Annotated in this window: 14 protein-coding genes, 1 pseudogene and 1 riboswitch; of the genes and pseudogenes, 11 read left to right on the top strand and 4 right to left on the bottom strand. The window is 62.3% G+C overall.

The features are described 5' to 3' along the window. Window positions 1-118 precede the first annotated feature (118 nt). On the top strand, window positions 119-718 hold the full coding sequence (locus BGI27_RS04620) for a DUF4254 domain-containing protein (protein ID WP_095523730.1): 600 nt from the start codon (window positions 119-121) through the stop codon (window positions 716-718). A 71-nt stretch (window positions 719-789) separates the two neighbouring features. On the opposite strand, the gene BGI27_RS04615 is transcribed toward BGI27_RS04620, so the two are convergent. Beyond that, on the bottom strand, window positions 790-1,848 hold the full coding sequence (locus BGI27_RS04615) for a glycosyltransferase (protein WP_095523729.1): 1,059 nt from the start codon (window positions 1,846-1,848) through the stop codon (window positions 790-792). Beyond that, window positions 1,848-2,894, bottom strand: a complete 1,047-nt coding sequence (locus tag BGI27_RS04610; RefSeq protein WP_170942918.1) for a glycosyltransferase family 9 protein — start codon at window positions 2,892-2,894, stop codon at window positions 1,848-1,850. Before BGI27_RS04610 ends, BGI27_RS04615 begins: the two co-directional genes overlap by 1 nt. A gap of 236 nt (window positions 2,895-3,130) precedes the next feature. Here BGI27_RS04610 and BGI27_RS04605 point away from each other — a divergent pair, with 236 nt between their 5' ends. Beyond that, window positions 3,131-4,288 (top strand): O-antigen ligase family protein, encoded by a 1,158-nt coding sequence (locus tag BGI27_RS04605; protein WP_170942919.1) that lies wholly within the window; start codon window positions 3,131-3,133, stop codon window positions 4,286-4,288. Then, the gene (locus BGI27_RS04600) at window positions 4,285-5,292 is read left to right on the top strand and encodes a glycosyltransferase family 9 protein (protein ID WP_095523726.1); all 1,008 of its coding nucleotides are present in this window, start codon (window positions 4,285-4,287) and stop codon (window positions 5,290-5,292) included. The genes BGI27_RS04605 and BGI27_RS04600 overlap by 4 nt, the downstream gene beginning before the upstream one ends. A gap of 4 nt (window positions 5,293-5,296) precedes the next feature. Here the strand turns inward: BGI27_RS04600 and BGI27_RS04595 are convergent, their stop codons facing one another. Together BGI27_RS04595 and ubiD are read right to left on the bottom strand one after the other, a co-directional pair. Beyond that, entirely contained in the window at window positions 5,297-5,761 is a 465-nt protein-coding gene (locus tag BGI27_RS04595) for a DUF4870 family protein (protein WP_223871601.1), read from the bottom strand. A gap of 6 nt (window positions 5,762-5,767) precedes the next feature. Beyond that, the gene (ubiD, locus tag BGI27_RS04590) at window positions 5,768-7,261 is read right to left on the bottom strand and encodes a 4-hydroxy-3-polyprenylbenzoate decarboxylase (protein WP_095523785.1); all 1,494 of its coding nucleotides are present in this window, start codon (window positions 7,259-7,261) and stop codon (window positions 5,768-5,770) included. Window positions 7,262-7,437: 176 nt separating this feature from the next. Here ubiD and gshA point away from each other — a divergent pair, with 176 nt between their 5' ends. From gshA to metX, 8 genes and pseudogenes are all read left to right on the top strand, one after another. Continuing rightward, the gene (gshA, locus tag BGI27_RS04585; RefSeq protein ID WP_095523725.1) at window positions 7,438-8,730 is read left to right on the top strand and encodes a glutamate--cysteine ligase; all 1,293 of its coding nucleotides are present in this window, start codon (window positions 7,438-7,440) and stop codon (window positions 8,728-8,730) included. After that, complete coding sequence (gshB, locus tag BGI27_RS04580) at window positions 8,727-9,665, top strand: glutathione synthase (protein WP_095523724.1); 939 nt, start codon at window positions 8,727-8,729, stop codon at window positions 9,663-9,665. The genes gshA and gshB overlap by 4 nt, the downstream gene beginning before the upstream one ends. 123 nt (window positions 9,666-9,788) lie before the next feature. After that, complete coding sequence (locus tag BGI27_RS04575; RefSeq protein ID WP_095523723.1) at window positions 9,789-10,562, top strand: M48 family metallopeptidase; 774 nt, start codon at window positions 9,789-9,791, stop codon at window positions 10,560-10,562. A 55-nt stretch (window positions 10,563-10,617) separates the two neighbouring features. After that, a complete protein-coding gene (locus tag BGI27_RS04570; protein ID WP_095523722.1) occupies window positions 10,618-11,691 on the top strand; it encodes an FAD:protein FMN transferase in 1,074 nt (357 codons plus the stop codon). Next, window positions 11,688-12,083, top strand: coding sequence for a PTS sugar transporter subunit IIA (locus BGI27_RS04565; RefSeq protein WP_095523721.1), 396 nt, complete (start codon window positions 11,688-11,690; stop codon window positions 12,081-12,083). Before BGI27_RS04570 ends, BGI27_RS04565 begins: the two co-directional genes overlap by 4 nt. 1 nt (window position 12,084) lies before the next feature. Further along, entirely contained in the window at window positions 12,085-12,354 is a 270-nt protein-coding gene (locus tag BGI27_RS04560; RefSeq protein WP_095523720.1) for an HPr family phosphocarrier protein, read from the top strand. Window positions 12,355-12,364: 10 nt separating this feature from the next. Then, the gene (ptsP, locus tag BGI27_RS04555; RefSeq protein WP_095523719.1) at window positions 12,365-14,086 is read left to right on the top strand and encodes a phosphoenolpyruvate--protein phosphotransferase; all 1,722 of its coding nucleotides are present in this window, start codon (window positions 12,365-12,367) and stop codon (window positions 14,084-14,086) included. 182 nt (window positions 14,087-14,268) lie between these two features. Further along, a riboswitch (SAM riboswitch) is annotated at window positions 14,269-14,347 on the top strand. Between the two features lie 51 nt (window positions 14,348-14,398). Next, window positions 14,399-15,160: pseudogene (gene metX, locus BGI27_RS04550) on the top strand (homoserine O-acetyltransferase MetX); the annotation flags it as partial. Between the last annotated feature and the right edge of the window lie 55 nt (window positions 15,161-15,215).

Genomic DNA, 15,215 nt, shown 5'->3' with positions numbered 1-15,215 from the left:
TCGCGGGTTCTCCGGACGGGGCCGGCAAGCATATGTCAGGACTGTTGCAGCGAGCTTACTATGCTGCGAAGGGACTCAGCGTAGAATGCCGCCTCTCCCATGCTGGACACCGTTGCTCATGACCAAGCTGATCGACTCCACCGACATCATTGCCTTTCACGACGAATGCGTGACCAACCGCAGCTGGGCCAAGAACATCCCCGCACGCTTTAGTGAAGGCCTGTGGCAGTTCCTCGAACTGAATCATCGCTTCAACAACCTGCTGTGGGACGAGGAAGACCTGGCCCGCCGCAAGGACGTGGCGGATGCGGAGATCGCCGCCAACAAGCGCGCCATCGACGGTTACAACCAGAAACGGAACGACGCCATCGAACGCATGGACGAAGTCTTCCTGTCGGCGCTGCCTCCTGCCGTGGAAGGCAGCCGGCTGAATTCCGAAACCGCGGGCAGCATGATCGACCGCATATCCATCCTGGCCTTGAAGATCTTTCACATGGGCGAACAGACCCGCCGTTCCGACGCCTCTGCCGAGCACATCGCCACCTGTCAGGCCAAACTCGCCCGCCTGCGCGAGCAGCGTGCCGACCTGGCGGCCTGTCTGGCGCAATTGCTGGACGATTGCGCGGCCGGCCGCGCGCATTACAAGGTCTATCGCCAGTTCAAGATGTACAACGACCCGACCTTGAACCCCTATCTGTACGGTGCGAAGCAGGGCTGAAGCCTGAGAAATCCGTCTCCTCCGACAGGGAGGATGGGCTTTTGCCAATCCTCTGCGATATCCGTGCCCGGTCAGTGCTTCTGGCTGACGACCGCCGGCTCGCGTAAACGCACTGGCGCAGGCGCATTCATACGCTTGAGCTCCTCGGCAATCTGCGCCCGAAATACTGCGGAAGCAGCTTTCTGTGCCCGCAGACGCCATGCATGGGCAAACCAGCTGCGGGTACCACAGGCCTGCCAATGCATATATTGCTCACCGACAAAACCGGTGAGCGCCTCAAGCCAGCGCTCGGCAACAGCTTCAGCGCGGAATGCAGGAGCCCGTACGGCACAACGCGCCCGCATGGCGGCATAACGCCTCGGGTCGACTCTCAACATATCGATGGCCGCCAGCACATCAGCCGGGCTTTCGATTTCGATGAAGTCGTCCGGATGCTCGCGCAACCGCTGATATTCCGGTTCGGGAGAAAGGAGTGCTGGCACTCCCGCCAACCAGGCATTGCAGAGCTTGGTTCCAGGTTTCTGCCGCAACATGGTGGGAGCTTCCGTACGGTGAGCGAGGACCAGATCGATGTCGTGATAGTCATGCCACGCTTTGTGGCGGATCTCGAAAGAGATCTGCCGGGCGACGAGTTGCTCGAGGAACTCGGTATCGGAAAACCAATGTGGCAGAGAATCCTGGCGGCCGAAATAGGCCATGCGCAGCATCTGCCCTTCACGCGCAGCATCACGCGGAATCAATCCAGGCTGAGGCCAGGAGGGAAGGAATATTTCATGCTCTCGCGCCAGGTCGAGGCCATTCTGCAGAATTTCGACATGCGCTACCGGTGCAGGCGCTCGATCTGCGCGCACGCAGACGATGAAGCAGCGATGCAGGCCACTGAACAGGGTCCCCAAGTCGTCGCGGTGCGCAATCAGCAGACTACCGGCCGGGACTTCAGGGCCAGCCGTCACCTTGTGCCCCATCTGACGCAATGCCGGTGCGAGCTGCAGGCAGGTCTGGATGATCCAGACATCGACCCCAGTCCGAAACCGGGCCTGAATCCGTGAGATGTCTTCACCTGTAAGGTTCGGCAGGTCCGGCCAGGCGCCGAAACGCTTACGGCTGTAGAAATGGATATGCCAGCGCATCAGGCACCCGAGGTGCAAAGAGGAGGAATTTCATCCGTATGCGGCTCCACTAATGACGTCAGTGCCGCAAAGACCGTGCCGTCATCAAGGTCGGACAAGGTCTTCGGGGCTTCGAGCCAACGCGCCCGCGGGCCAACGGGCGCCCATTGCGAAGGCGGAGGAGACGCCTCCACCTCAGCGAAGAATCCCAGGACGCCTCCCGGTGAAGCCGCAGCGAAATGCATCAACCCACTGTCGGGGAAAAGACTGGTACGTCCGTGCCAGATCAGGCCCAACGCTGGCTTGAGCGGCCCCCGGAATGGATGCAGCCAGGGCATGCCTGCGTCCAGTACAGGCTGAGCAATATCGTCATCCCCTGGATACAGGGGGTTGTCACTCTTTCCCGGAGTCCACATGAACACGGTCTGCAGGCCCCATTGCTCATGGAAATATCGGGTCCAGCGCTTGACCTGATCGGCGGTCGGCTGGCGCTTGGCACGCCGGGCACCAAGCCCCAACGTTATATACCCTCCCGGGGCCAAACCGCGCTCGTCAAGCCACGCCCGGGCGAAACGCCTGCTCTCCTCCGGCAGCGAAAAACGCAAGGGCAGAGGAGACTCCGGCAGCGGTACGGTGAGCGCTGAAAGCAGGTGTGTCAGCCTCTGGGTTTCGTGCAGACCCGCAGGAACCGTGAGCGGATGAGAGAGCCAGGAAGGCGCGGCACCCTCGTGATAGGAAACCAGGTTGCGCCCACCGACCCAGCGGGCCCGCTTGAGGGCCCGATGCGAATACTCGCCATTGGCGGCAATCACCCAATCGTAGTGCTCCCGCCTCAGAGAGAAGACCTGCTGCAGCTGTGCCACGACAGCTTTCCAGTGTATTCGCCCCCCCTCGGTGGCGCGCTGGTAGGTCAGCACGCGGTCTACATCGGGATTGCCGTCGAGCACCCAAGCATTGTAGGTATTGGCAAGGACGTCGATGCGTGCATCAGGCAGTTGTTGCCTCAACCAACGCAACATCGGAGTCGTGAGCAGCATGTCGCCCAGTTTGTCTCTCTTCAGGATCAAGATTCGCATGTTTTCCCTATGATCTTGCTGGCCACCCGGGCCTGAGGACTGAGGATCAAGTGCATCAGTCCATATAGAATGCGCGCTCTCCCAACCTGCCGATCCCCAACGGAATGCAGCACGCCTCACCCGAAGTCCGATCCGCATTGACGCCCCTTGAACGCCTTCAGACGGGCAGCCTCTGCCTGCTTCTGGCAGTACTGCCTCTGGCACACGCGCGGGCTGCGCAATCTATCATGATCGCTTGCAGCCTGTTGCTGTTCCTGCCTGCATTCTGCCGCCCCCAAACGCACTTCTCGGATTCGCTGCCTGGTGTCTTATGGTGGGTGCTCGCCATGTGGCCGGGCGTCGCGTTGCTGTCCGCGCTCTGGTCGGCCGATCCGGGGCGCTCACTGCTCGGAGCCATCCAGAGTGCCGTGGCGCCCACGGGAATCTTCCTTGCAGCGCTGGCTGCTGGACGTAATCCCCGCATGCTGCGACGAGTTCTGGTGGGTGGCTCGGCAGGCATCGCATTGCTCTGCCTGACCACGATCGGCGGGCTGCTGAAAGGGGGAATCCCCTTGGTCAGCCAGGGGGCCAATGCCGTACTCGCCTCTGACCTCATCGCCCGCTGGTATCCAGGCCCCGGACTGGCATCGACCTTCGCGCTGATCGGCCTGCCATTGAGCTGGTGGATCTGGCGTGAGCGCCTGCTACCGTGGGGGGGGGCTCTCGTCCTGGCGGCACTGCTCATCGGCTTGCTGAGCTTCAACCGCATGTACTGGCTGGGGCTGGTCGTCCTGATCGTCATCTGGATGGTTAGCTACCGCTCCGGACGATATGCCCCTACCAAAGGTCGCTCAGGGCTGCTACTGATTTGCCTGTGCGCATTGGTCACGCTTGCGCTGTTATCCACCACCGTGGTCAGGCAAAGCGGCTCTTTAAGCGGCCAGAGCATCGTGCAGGCATCGCATGCGCTGGCCAAGGACCCTCGTTGGTCGATCTGGAGCCAATGGCTGGATAGCAGCATGCAGCGCCCTCTGCTGGGAACCGGGTACGGTAAGGAAGTAGCGCGCCAAGTTCATGCAGACCACTTTGCGCCTATCACAGCAGAAATGATGGATCAGGCAGGAAAATCCCATCCGCACAACCTGTTGCTGAGCTTGTGGATCCAGACCGGACTGCCAGGCTTGCTTGCCTTTCTATGCCTGATGGCATCCCTTGCAAGTCTGGCCGCCGCCCATGCGCGTCGCGACACTCCAGCAAGGCATGCTGCACTGGCACTCGGCATGACGATTGCCATGCTGTTCTTCAAGAATCTGACTGACGACTTTTACGATATCGCCTTGCCCGCGATGTTCTGGGCCTATGCCGGACTGATGGCCGGTGCGATGAGAGGAAAGACTCCAACATGAGCGACAAACGCCACATCCTCGTCATCCGCCGAGACAACATCGGCGACCTGGTGTGCACACTGCCTCTGATCCATCGTCTGCGCGAGCTTTTCCCAGAGGCCTGGATCGGCGCGCTGGTGACCAGCTACAACGTCGAGGTGTTGCAGGGCAATCCGGATCTGGATGCCGTGTTCACCTACACCAAGGCCAAGCATCTGGGCGCCGGCGAGAGCGCACTCGGTGCGATGTGGTCCCGGCTACGACAGTTGTGGCAATTACGCCGAAAACACATCGATCTGGTGCTGCTGCCAGCGGGTGGTGCGCAATCCAGCGCGCGCCGGATGGCAAGACTGGTGGGCGCCAGACGCGTGATCGCGCAGGATGATCTGCCTGCCGATCCTGCCGCGCGGCACGAAGTCGAACGTGTCGCCGGGCTATTGCAGGCGCTTGGATTTCAATCCGCCGACATGCCACCAGCACGTATCCAGCCGCGCACGGATTTGCTTGCCCAAGCGCAGGCGAAACTGGTACCCGATGAAAACCGGATGGCACAGGGCGCGGCCCTGGGCCTGCATATCAGCGCCCGCAAACCCACGCAGCGCTGGCCTGCAGAGCGCTTCATAACCTTGATCCAAAGTCTGCACGCGGCCGATCCGACCTTGCGCTTCGCGCTGTTCTGGGCACCTGGCACCAATGACAACCCGCTGCATCCTGGTGATGACGCCAAGGCGCAACAGATCATGGCCGCCTGTGCAGGGCTACCACTAACGCCCATGCCCACGCAAAGCCTGGCCGAATTGATCGCCGGCCTGGCGGCCTGCTCACGTGTCGTATGCTCCGATGGCGGTCACATGCATCTGGCCGCCGCGCTGGGAAAACCCATCGTCTGCCTGTTCGGCAAATCAGATGCAGCTCGCTGGCATCCCTGGGGCGTACCGCATCGCCTGCTGCAACCTGCGACGGAAGATGTCGGTGACGTCACCGTCGCCGAAGTATTGGCGGCCCTGGCCACCCTGCCTGGCTGAACGTCTACGGATGAGGCCCCTCACCCACGGGCCGGCCATCCCGTAAAACCAGCCAGCCCTTGACGATGCGCCAGGTCGCCCACAGCCCGATCAGCCCGTAGAGCAGCCAGTTGATGAGAAACCCCAGCAGCACGAAGTACAGGGCAAAGGCGATGATCATGGCCAGCAGGCTGCGCCAGAAAGTATCGGACTGCCATTGCAGGTGACTGGCAAGGATCGTGTCGCGCAGGTCTTCACGTTTGATGTAGTTGATGATGATGGCCACGATGGAAGTCCAACCGAAGACGAAGGCACCCACCATGGTCACGGCCTGTGAAAAGGCACCGATGGCCAAGCCGATCGCGTGCAGCAGGTAGAGCAAGGTCACCAGCTGGCGTTCGCTGTCCGTCGCGGGGCGCCAGGTTTTGCCATCGATCGCCAGGTTTTGCCATCGATCACATCGAGCGTGTTCTGCTGCGCCATAGGGCAAGCTCCGTCAAAGTTCGAGTTCAGACCACAAGGCATCCACCCGCCGCTTCACCGCGTCGTCCATTACGATCGGCCGCCCCCACTCACGCGGTGTCTCGCCCGGCCACTTGTTGGTGGCGTCCAGCCCCATCTTGCTGCCCAGGCCAGCCACCGGCGAGGCGAAGTCGAGATAGTCGATGGGGGTGTTGTCGACCAGCGTGGTATCCCGCGTGGCGTCCATGCGGGTGGTGATCGCCCAGATCACTTCCTTCCAATCCCGCACGTCGACATCCTCATCCACCACGATGATGAACTTGGTGTACATGAACTGGCGCAGGAAGCTCCAGATGCCAAACATCACGCGCTTGGCGTGCCCCGGATAAGCCTTGCGGATGCTCACCACGGCCATGCGGTAGGAGCAACCTTCGGGCGGCAGGTAGAAATCCGTGATCTCCGGAAACTGTTTCTGCAACAGCGGCACGAAAACCTCGTTGAGTGCCACGCCGAGCATGGCGGGCTCGTCCGGCGGTTTGCCGGTGTAGGTGCTGTGATAGATCGGCTCACGCCGCATCGTGATGCGCTCGACGGTAAACACAGGAAACTCGGCCACTTCGTTGTAGTAACCGGTGTGATCGCCGTAGGGGCCTTCGGCGGCGAAGTCGTCGGGGTGGATCACGCCTTCGAGCACGATCTCGGCGTGCGCCGGCACCTGCAGGTCATTGCCGAGGCACTGCGCCAGTTCGGTTCGCGCACCACGCAGCAGGCCCGCGAACTGGTATTCGGAAAGCGTGTCCGGGACCGGAGTCACCGCACCGAGAATGGTCGCCGGATCGCAACCCAGCACGACACTCACGGGAAAAGGCTTGCCGGGATCGGCCTGCTGGAACTCACGCAGGTCCAGCGCGCCACCGCGATGTGCCAGCCAGCGCATGATCACGCGGTTGCGGCCGATCACCTGCTGGCGATAGATACCCAGATTCTGACGCTTCTTGTGCGGCCCACGCGTGACCACCAGGCCCCAGGTAATCAGCGGCGCGACATCCCCCGGCCAGCAATGCTGCACCGGCAGCTGCGCCAGATCGACCGCATCGCCTTCCAGCACGATCTCCTGGCAGGCAGGACGGCTCACGGTTTTCGGGGCCATGTTCAACACCTGCTTGAGCACAGGCCACTTCTCCCAGGCATCGCGCAACCCCTTCGGCGGCTCGGGCTCCTTCAGGTAGGCCAGCAGCTTGCCGACTTCGCGCAAGGGCGTCTGCCAATCGCGCGACGCCGCTTCATCGATGCCCATGCCCAACGCCACACGCCGCGGGGTACCGAAAAGGTTGGCCAGCACCGGCATGGCCTGCGGCGCACCACGTGTAGTCGGCTTCTCGAACAGAAGGGCCGGGCCACCCGCACGCAGTACACGGTCGGCGATCTCGGTCATCTCCAGGTGGGTGTCCACCGGAACGCGGATGCGCCGCAACTCGCCCATGGCTTCGAGTCGCACGATGAATTCGCGCAGATCCTTGTATTGCATGCCTTCAACCCCATGTTGGAAACCTACCGGCGCTGCCTGCATCGAAGCCCGGTATTCCAGCCATTTTAACGGAACCGGTGATTGACACTTGCTGCCATTTCACCGGGAACGCCACCCTGACGAATGGAGTAAGATGCCCGCCCGGCCTGTGCCTGCATAGAGGAAAGAGATCCCCCATGGTGCCGCATCTGACCACCGCCCTCTCCGGCCCACTGCTAGCGCTCGAACAGACGCTGCTCGACAACGCCACCCGCATCGAACAATGGTTCCGCAACCAGTGGATCGCCCACACACCGCCTTTCTACGGCTCCGTTGACCTGCGCAACAGTGGCTTCAAACTGGCCCCGGTGGACATGAACCTGTTCCCCGGCGGCTTCAACAACCTCGGTGAAGAACTGCTGCCACTCTGTGTACAGGCAGCCAATGCCGCCGTGGAGCGTCTGTGCCCGAAGGCCAGCAAGCTGTTGCTGATCCCCGAAAATTACACTCGCAATCTGTTCTACCTGCAGAACGTTGCCAGGATCGCCAGCATCCTGGGACTCACCGGCATGGAAGTCCGTATCGGCTCCCTGCTCCCGGATCTGACCGAGCCGATGCGCATCGAACTGCCTGAGGGTGGCAGCCTGCTGCTGGAGCCGCTGCAACGCCACGGCAACCGGCTAGGGCTGGCGGGCTTCGATCCCTGTGCGATCCTGCTCAACAACGATCTCTCTGCGGGAGCACCCGATATCCTGCAAGGGTTAGAAGGCCAGCGTCTGCTGCCGCCACTGCATGCGGGCTGGGCCACACGACGCAAATCGCTGCATTTCGCCGCCTACGATCAGGTGGTTGCAGAGTTCGCGAGCCTGCTGGGGCTTGACCCCTGGCTACTGAATCCCTACTTCGGCCGCTGCGGCCAGATCAATTTCCACGAGCGCACCGGTGAAGACTGCCTGGCCGCCAAGATCGATGGCTTGCTCGCCCGTATCCGCGTGAAATACGCCGAATACGGCGTCACTGAGACGCCTTTCGTGGTCGTCAAGGCGGACGCTGGCACCTACGGCATGGGCGTGATGACGGTACACGACGCGTCAGAAGTCATCGGGCTTAACCGCCGCCAACGCAACAAGATGAGCGTGGTCAAGGAAGGCCTGCAGGTCTCCGAGGTCATCATCCAGGAAGGCGTACATACGCTGGAAACCGTAAACGGTGGCGTTGCCGAACCCGTGGTGTACATGATGGACCACTACGTGATCGGTGGTTTCTACCGTGTGCACGGCGAACGTGGGCGCGACGAAAATCTCAACGCGCCGGGCATGCACTTCGAGCCGCTGGCCTTCGAGACCTGCTGCAACATCCCGGACTGTCGCAAGGGGCCTGATGCGGCCCCCAACCGCTTCTACGCCTATGGCGTGGTTGCCTGCCTGGCGCTGCTGGCCGGCGCCCTGGAGCTGGAGCAAACGGCACCGGCGGAGGTGGTTGCGGCATGAAGATCGCGTTCATCGTCGACCCGCTCGACAAGCTCAAAGCCTACAAGGATTCCAGCGTCGCCATGATGCGTGCCGCACAGGCACGCGGCCATCAGGTGTTCGCCGTCGGTCGCGAAGACCTGTCCGTGCGCGATGGACTGGTCGGCGCGCGCGCCACGCCGTTGCGCGTATCTGCCGACGATAAGACCTGGTACGAGGCAGGGGCTGCACAGAGTCTGCCGCTGAATGCACTCGACGCAGTGCTGATGCGCCAGGATCCGCCTTTCGATGCCGAATACGTGGCCGCCACCTGGATCCTGGAGCGCGCCGTGGCTCAGGGCGCACGGGTATTCAACGATCCACGCGCGATCCGTGACCACTCGGAAAAGGTCTCGATCACCGAATTCCCGGAATTCACACCGACAACGCTGGTTGCCCGCGCAGCCGGGGATCTGAACGCCTTCATCGACGAACTGGAAGACGTGATCCTCAAGCCGCTGGACGGCATGGGGGGCAGCGGAATCTTCCGCGTACGCCACGATGATCCGAACCGCAACACCATCATCGAAACGCTGACCGCGAACGGTACCCGCAGCATCATGGCGCAGCGCTTCATCCCTGCAATCAGTGAAGGCGACAAACGCGTGCTGGTGATTGGCGGAGCAGTGATCCCCTACGCGCTGGCACGCATCCCGAAAGCAGGCGAAACACGTGGCAACCTGGCTGCAGGTGGGCGCGGCGTGGTGATGCCACTGAGTACGCGCGAACGTGAAGTGGCTGAAGCACTGGCCCCGAGACTCTGGGAGCGCGGCCTCTTGATCGTAGGACTGGACCTCATCGGCGGCCAGCTCACCGAGATCAACGTCACCAGCCCGACCTGCATGGTAGAGATCGCGCACGAAACGGATTGCGACCCCGCGCTATGCGTGATCCAGGCACTGGACGGGCAAGGCTGAACGACGACCTTTCTGCCCGCGGCTGCCCTTAATTCTGTTACAGACCTACGGGCGCGGCGGCAGATCGCACGAGGCGGTTTCACATAATCAAGGCATCTGTCCTCCCCCATTCCACATCAGAAAATGCCCCACGTCTTCGGACTCTCCGAGCACGCAGGTGAGCCCCCGTCTGCGCTCAGAACGCACCGACGGCGGCCGCGAACCAGACTCGGCCTGCTGCTGATCTTCATCGCCTGCCTGGGCGCGTTGTGCTTGGGCGCGAGCCTGGCTGCGCCGACGCTGGCGCGCAATCTGGCGGACAGCCTGCCTGCGAGCTGGATCAGACAGAGCTCGGAGGATCTCCTCAAGCGGCTGGATGGCCGGCACCTTGCCCCCAGCCTCGCGTCCGACGCGGAGCAGCAGATGCTGCGCGCGCAGTTCTCCACACTGACAGCCCCTGCCAGCGGCGCTCCGCCCTATCGCCTGGTATTCCGCCGCAGCGGCCATCCAGAAGTGTTGCTGTTCACCCTACCCAGTGGCGACATCGTGATCACCGATCGCTTCTTCGAGCGTGTCCAGGATCCTGGCGTGCGCCTGGCGTTGCTCTGCCACGAACTGGGGCATCTGCAACAGCGGCACGCTTTGCGCAATGCCGTCGAATACAACCTGGTCTGGCTGGCCGGCGCGGCGCTCTTCGGCAATGCCGACAGTGCCGTACGCGCCCTGACCCACGGACTGGCGGCCGTCCGTTACAGCCCCGAGCAGATCCAGGAGGCCACCGTCTACGCACGTACCATCCTGCGCGCCAATGACATGGCGGCAAGCTTGCACGCCCAGGCCATGCGTCTCTCTCCACAAGACACCACGCCCGCTGCTTTCGGCGCGCCAACCAGATCCGCACCGGCAGCCTCCCGTTGAACGCACCGACACGTAGCACGTGACCGGCGTGCGATTGCTCCCTTATCATCGGGACATGCCTTCCCGATCCTGCCTGCGCCTCCTGTCCGCCTGCCTGTGCCTGCTCCTGCTGGGCGCTTGCGGTGAAGGGCCGCTGGTCCGGCAGGAATCGTACGTCTTTGGCACCCGGGTCGAGGTGCTTACTTTCGGCACACCAGAACCAGAAGCACAGGCCGCCATCAGCACGGTACTGCGCGAATTCGACCGCCTGCACCGCACGCTTCACGCCTGGCAGCCCTCTCCGCTGACCGAGCTCAATACGGCCCTGGCGCGCGGCGAACAGCTGCAAGTGAGTGCCGAAATGGCCGGGCTGCTGACGGTTTCGCAAGACTTCGCGCAACGCAGCGATGGGCTGTTCGATCCGGCTATCGGTGGTCTGATCGAACTCTGGGGGTTCCATAGCGATACCTACGTTCCGCGCCTGCCTGCACCGGCCGATCTGCAGACCTGGCTGGCCGCGCATCCGGGCATGCAGGATGTGCATATCGAGGGTCTGACCGTCAGCAGCGCCAACCGGGCCGTCCGAATCGATCTGGGCGGCATCGCCAAAGGCTATGCCCTGGACCGTGCTGCCACCCTGTTGCGCGAAGCGGGCATCCGTAATGCGCTGATCAATATCGGCGGCAACATCATGGCGCTGGGCGCCAAAGGCAAACAGCACTGGTCGGTCGGCATTCAGGATCCACGTGGCAGTGGCGCACTGGCCAGCCTCGCGCTATACGACGGCGAGGCTATCGGCACTTCTGGCGATTACCAGCGATTCTTCGAAGTCGATGGCCAGCGCTACAGTCATCTGCTCGATCCGCGTACAGCACGCCCGGCCACGCATACCCAGGCCGTTACCGTACTGATCCCGTCACGTGAAAACGCCGGTCTGCTTTCCGACGTAGTCAGCAAGCCGCTGTTCCTGGCTGCCGGCGATTGGCCGGCAATGGCCCGGCGGCTCGAACTCCGGGATGTCCTGCGTGTCGATGATACCGGCCACATCCAGCTGACCCCGGACCTGCGCCAACGTCTGCGCTGGACCAAGGACATTCCGGCCGCCACGATAATCGACCCGTTTTCCTCCGCATCCGCACCTGCATCATGATCGGCATCCTTCTCATCACCCACGGCAGCCTTGGCGACGCACTGATCGATTGCGCGATCCATGTGCTCAACCGTCGTCCTGTGAACCTGAAGGCGTTGGCAGTGGCTGCAGACGAGGATCCCGCTGCAGTGCTGCACGAGGCACAACACTTGCTGGTATCGCTGGATGAAGGCGAGGGTGTGCTCGTGATGACCGACATCTATGGCGCCACGCCGGCCAATATCGCAATGCGGCTATTGCGCCCCGGGCACGTGGAATGCGTGGCCGGTGTCAACGTGCCGATGCTGCTGCGCGTCTTGACCTATTGCGAGAAGCACGATATCGATGCCCTCTGCCGCAAGGCTGTCAGCGGTGGCTGTGAGGGTGTTCACCACTTCAAAGGGAGTATCTGAAATGCCACGAGCGACAACAGAGATCGCCAACCGCCTCGGGCTGCATGCCCGCCCTTCCGCCAAGCTGACCCAACTGGCCACCCAGTTCCGCGCCGAAGTCTGGCTCGAACGCGAAGGCCGTCGTGTTAACGCAAAAAGCATCATGGGGGTCATGATGCTGGCCGCGTCCCACGGCACCAAGCTGACCGTTGAAACCGAGGGCGAGGATGCCGAAGCCGCCCTGCAAGCCATTCTAGAGCTGATCGCCAGCCGTTTCGGCGAAAGCGAATAAGGCCGCCATCATGACCTTTGCCATCCACGGCCTGCCTGTCTCCCAAGGCATCGCCATCGGGCGTGCGCATCTGATTTCGCATGCTCTGCTGGAAGTCGCCCATCTGGTGATCCCCCCGCGTCACGTGGAGGCCGAAGTCACGCGACTGGAGGATGCCGCAGCAAAGGTCCGTTTCGAACTGCGTGCCCTCAAGGAAAGCTCCAGCGCGGCCCAGTCGGAAGTCTCCGCCTTTGTCGATCTGCATACCATGCTGGTCGAAGACCCCATGCTGGTCGACAGCGCCATCCGCATCGTACGCGAGCGCCGCAACAATGCTGAATGGGCACTGGTACAACAGATGGAAGTGATCGTCGGTGACTTCGACAACATCGACGACCCCTATCTGCGCGAACGCAAGGCCGATGTGGTACAGGTCGTAGAGCGGCTGCTCAAGGCCCTGCTCGGCCACCCGGCGAAAATGCCCAGCCGGCGCGACAAGGACAACCTGGAGGCGATCGTCGTTGCCCACGATCTGTCGCCCGCCGACACCATCCACTTCCGCGACAGCCAGATTGCCGGCTTCGTCACCGATGTCGGCGGTGCAACCTCGCACACGGCCATCGTTGCGCGCAGCCTGGCCATCCCGGCGGTCGTCGGCCTGCGTCATGTACGCCATATCTGCCACGATGGCGACATCATCATCGTCGACGGCATCCGGGGCGTGGTCATCGTCGATCCGGACGACCGCGTGCTCGAAGAGTATCGCCTGCGCCAGAATGCGATCGAGCTCGAACGCAACAAGCTCAAACGGCTCAAGGCCAACCGCGCGGCCACCATCGACGGCATCGAAATCAGCCTGCAGGCCAATATCGAGCTACCACGCGACGTCACCGGCGTGAAGGAAATCTATGCGGACGGAGTCGGCCTGTTCCGTACCGAATTCCTGTTCATGAACCGTGACACGCTACCCAACGAAAACGAGCAGTACGAGGCCTATCGTGCCGTGGCACGCGCCATGGGCGGAAAGCCCGTGACGATCCGCACGCTGGACATCGGCGCCGACAAGACCTTGAACACCGGCGGCCCCCGCCCGGAGACCAATCCCGCACTGGGCCTGCGTGCCATCCGCTACTGCCTGGCCGAGCCCCAGATGTTCCTCACCCAGCTGCGCGCCATCCTGCGCGCCTCGCTGTACGGGAAGATCCGCATCCTGATTCCGATGATCGCGCATGCCCACGAAGTGGATTCCGCGCTTGCCGCCATCGAGCAGGCCAAGGCCCAGTTGCGTGCGGAAAAGGTGAAGTTCGACGAGCACATCCCTGTGGGTGGGATGATCGAGATCCCGGCTGCGGCCTTATCACTAGGCGCTTTCGTGAGGCGTCTGCAATTCCTCTCCATCGGTACCAACGATCTGATCCAGTACACGCTGGCCATCGATCGTACCGACGAAGCCGTCGCTCACCTCTACGACCCCTTGCACCCGGCGATCCTGCGCCTGATCGCGCTGACCATCCAGACAGGTGCCAAGGCCGGCCTGCCGGTCTCGGTCTGCGGCGAAATGGCGGGTGACAAAGCCTTCACGCGCCTGCTGCTGGGCATGGGCCTGCAGCAGTTCTCCATGCACCCATCACAGATACTCGAAATCAAGCAGGAGATCCTACGCGCCAACGCCACGGACCTCGCCGCCAAGGTTGCCAAGCTGCTCAAGCTGGACGAGCCGGAGAAGATCCGCGAAGCGATGGAAAAACTCTGAGGCTGAGTGCTGAGTGCTGAGTGCTGAGTGCTGACAGGATTGTGTGACCAGCTGATCCGGATCCCCGAGGCCCCCTGGCTCGGCAGGTAAGACCTATGCTGACGTCCATTCACACGCACTCATCAATACGCTGCACGGCTTTCCAGCAGGTTTGACTTCTGCCCGCCCCGGGAGTAAGTTTTCGCCTCCATCGCGCCGATTTGATCTCAGCTTGCGGGCGCGTCAAACAAATGCGGCTAAAGCGATGGGGCAATCACCAACCCGGTCGCGCATTAGCCGTCCGGGTTTTTTGTTGTCCGGTTTCTGGATGTCATGAGCGAACACAATCCTGGCAGTGTCGGTATCGTCTCCCCACAGACGGCCCATTTCTCCGAGCCCTTGCCGCTGCGTAGCGGCAGCACGCTTCCCGCCTACGATCTGGTCTATGAGACCTATGGCACGCTGAATGCCGAAAAATCCAACGCCGTATTGGTCTGTCACGCGCTTTCCGGCTCCCATCACGTAGCCGGCCACTATGCAGACAAACCCAAGAGCACCGGCTGGTGGGACAACCTCGTCGGTCCGGGCAAGCCGCTGGATACCGACAAATTCTTCGTCATCGGTGTAAACAACCTGGGCGGCTGTTTCGGTTCCACCGGGCCGAAGACACTCAATCCAGCCACAGGCACGCCCTGGGGCTCGGCCTTTCCCTTCGTGACCGTGGAAGACTGGGTCGACTCCCAGGCACGGCTGATGGACTACCTGGGCATCGATACGCTCGCCGCAACCCTCGGCGGTAGCCTGGGTGGCATGCAGGCTCTGGCCTGGACACTGCGCTACCCCGAGCGTGTACGCCACGGAATGGTGATCGCCGCGGCCCCCAAGCTTTCTGCCGGGAACATCGCCTTCAACGAGGTCGCCCGCCAGGCCATCCTTACCGACCCGGATTTCCACGGTGGCAACTATTACGCGCATGGCGTGGTCCCCGTGCGTGGCCTGCGCCTGGCACGCATGGTCGGCCACATTACCTATCTCTCAGACGACGCAATGGCACAGAAATTCGGCCGCAAACTGCGTCACGGCGAACACAAGTACTGAATCGCCCCGGGTTTCCTAGACAGCCCCGAGCTTCATGAAATACTGTTTTTCA

It is taken from the genome of Candidatus Dactylopiibacterium carminicum (assembly GCF_014736495.1).
GTDB classification, from domain to species: Bacteria; Pseudomonadota; Gammaproteobacteria; order Burkholderiales; family Rhodocyclaceae; genus Uliginosibacterium; species Uliginosibacterium carminicum.
This window is presented reverse-complemented; position numbering and strand designations above follow the sequence as displayed.

Excerpts from the sequence above, each read along its gene's own strand:
- BGI27_RS04620 (WP_095523730.1), top strand. The coding sequence starts at position 119 with ATGACCAAGCTGATCGACTCCACCGACATCATTGCCTTTCACGACGAA.
- BGI27_RS04615 (WP_095523729.1), bottom strand. The coding sequence starts at position 1,848 with ATGCGCTGGCATATCCATTTCTACAGCCGTAAGCGTTTCGGCGCCTGG.
- BGI27_RS04605 (WP_170942919.1), top strand. The coding sequence starts at position 3,131 with ATGATCGCTTGCAGCCTGTTGCTGTTCCTGCCTGCATTCTGCCGCCCC.
- BGI27_RS04600 (WP_095523726.1), top strand. The coding sequence starts at position 4,285 with ATGAGCGACAAACGCCACATCCTCGTCATCCGCCGAGACAACATCGGC.
- ubiD (WP_095523785.1), bottom strand. The coding sequence starts at position 7,261 with ATGCAATACAAGGATCTGCGCGAATTCATCGTGCGACTCGAAGCCATG.
- gshA (WP_095523725.1), top strand. The coding sequence starts at position 7,438 with ATGGTGCCGCATCTGACCACCGCCCTCTCCGGCCCACTGCTAGCGCTC.
- gshB (WP_095523724.1), top strand. The coding sequence starts at position 8,727 with ATGAAGATCGCGTTCATCGTCGACCCGCTCGACAAGCTCAAAGCCTAC.
- BGI27_RS04575 (WP_095523723.1), top strand. The coding sequence starts at position 9,789 with ATGCCCCACGTCTTCGGACTCTCCGAGCACGCAGGTGAGCCCCCGTCT.
- BGI27_RS04570 (WP_095523722.1), top strand. The coding sequence starts at position 10,618 with ATGCCTTCCCGATCCTGCCTGCGCCTCCTGTCCGCCTGCCTGTGCCTG.
- BGI27_RS04565 (WP_095523721.1), top strand. The coding sequence starts at position 11,688 with ATGATCGGCATCCTTCTCATCACCCACGGCAGCCTTGGCGACGCACTG.
- BGI27_RS04560 (WP_095523720.1), top strand. The coding sequence starts at position 12,085 with ATGCCACGAGCGACAACAGAGATCGCCAACCGCCTCGGGCTGCATGCC.
- ptsP (WP_095523719.1), top strand. The coding sequence starts at position 12,365 with ATGACCTTTGCCATCCACGGCCTGCCTGTCTCCCAAGGCATCGCCATC.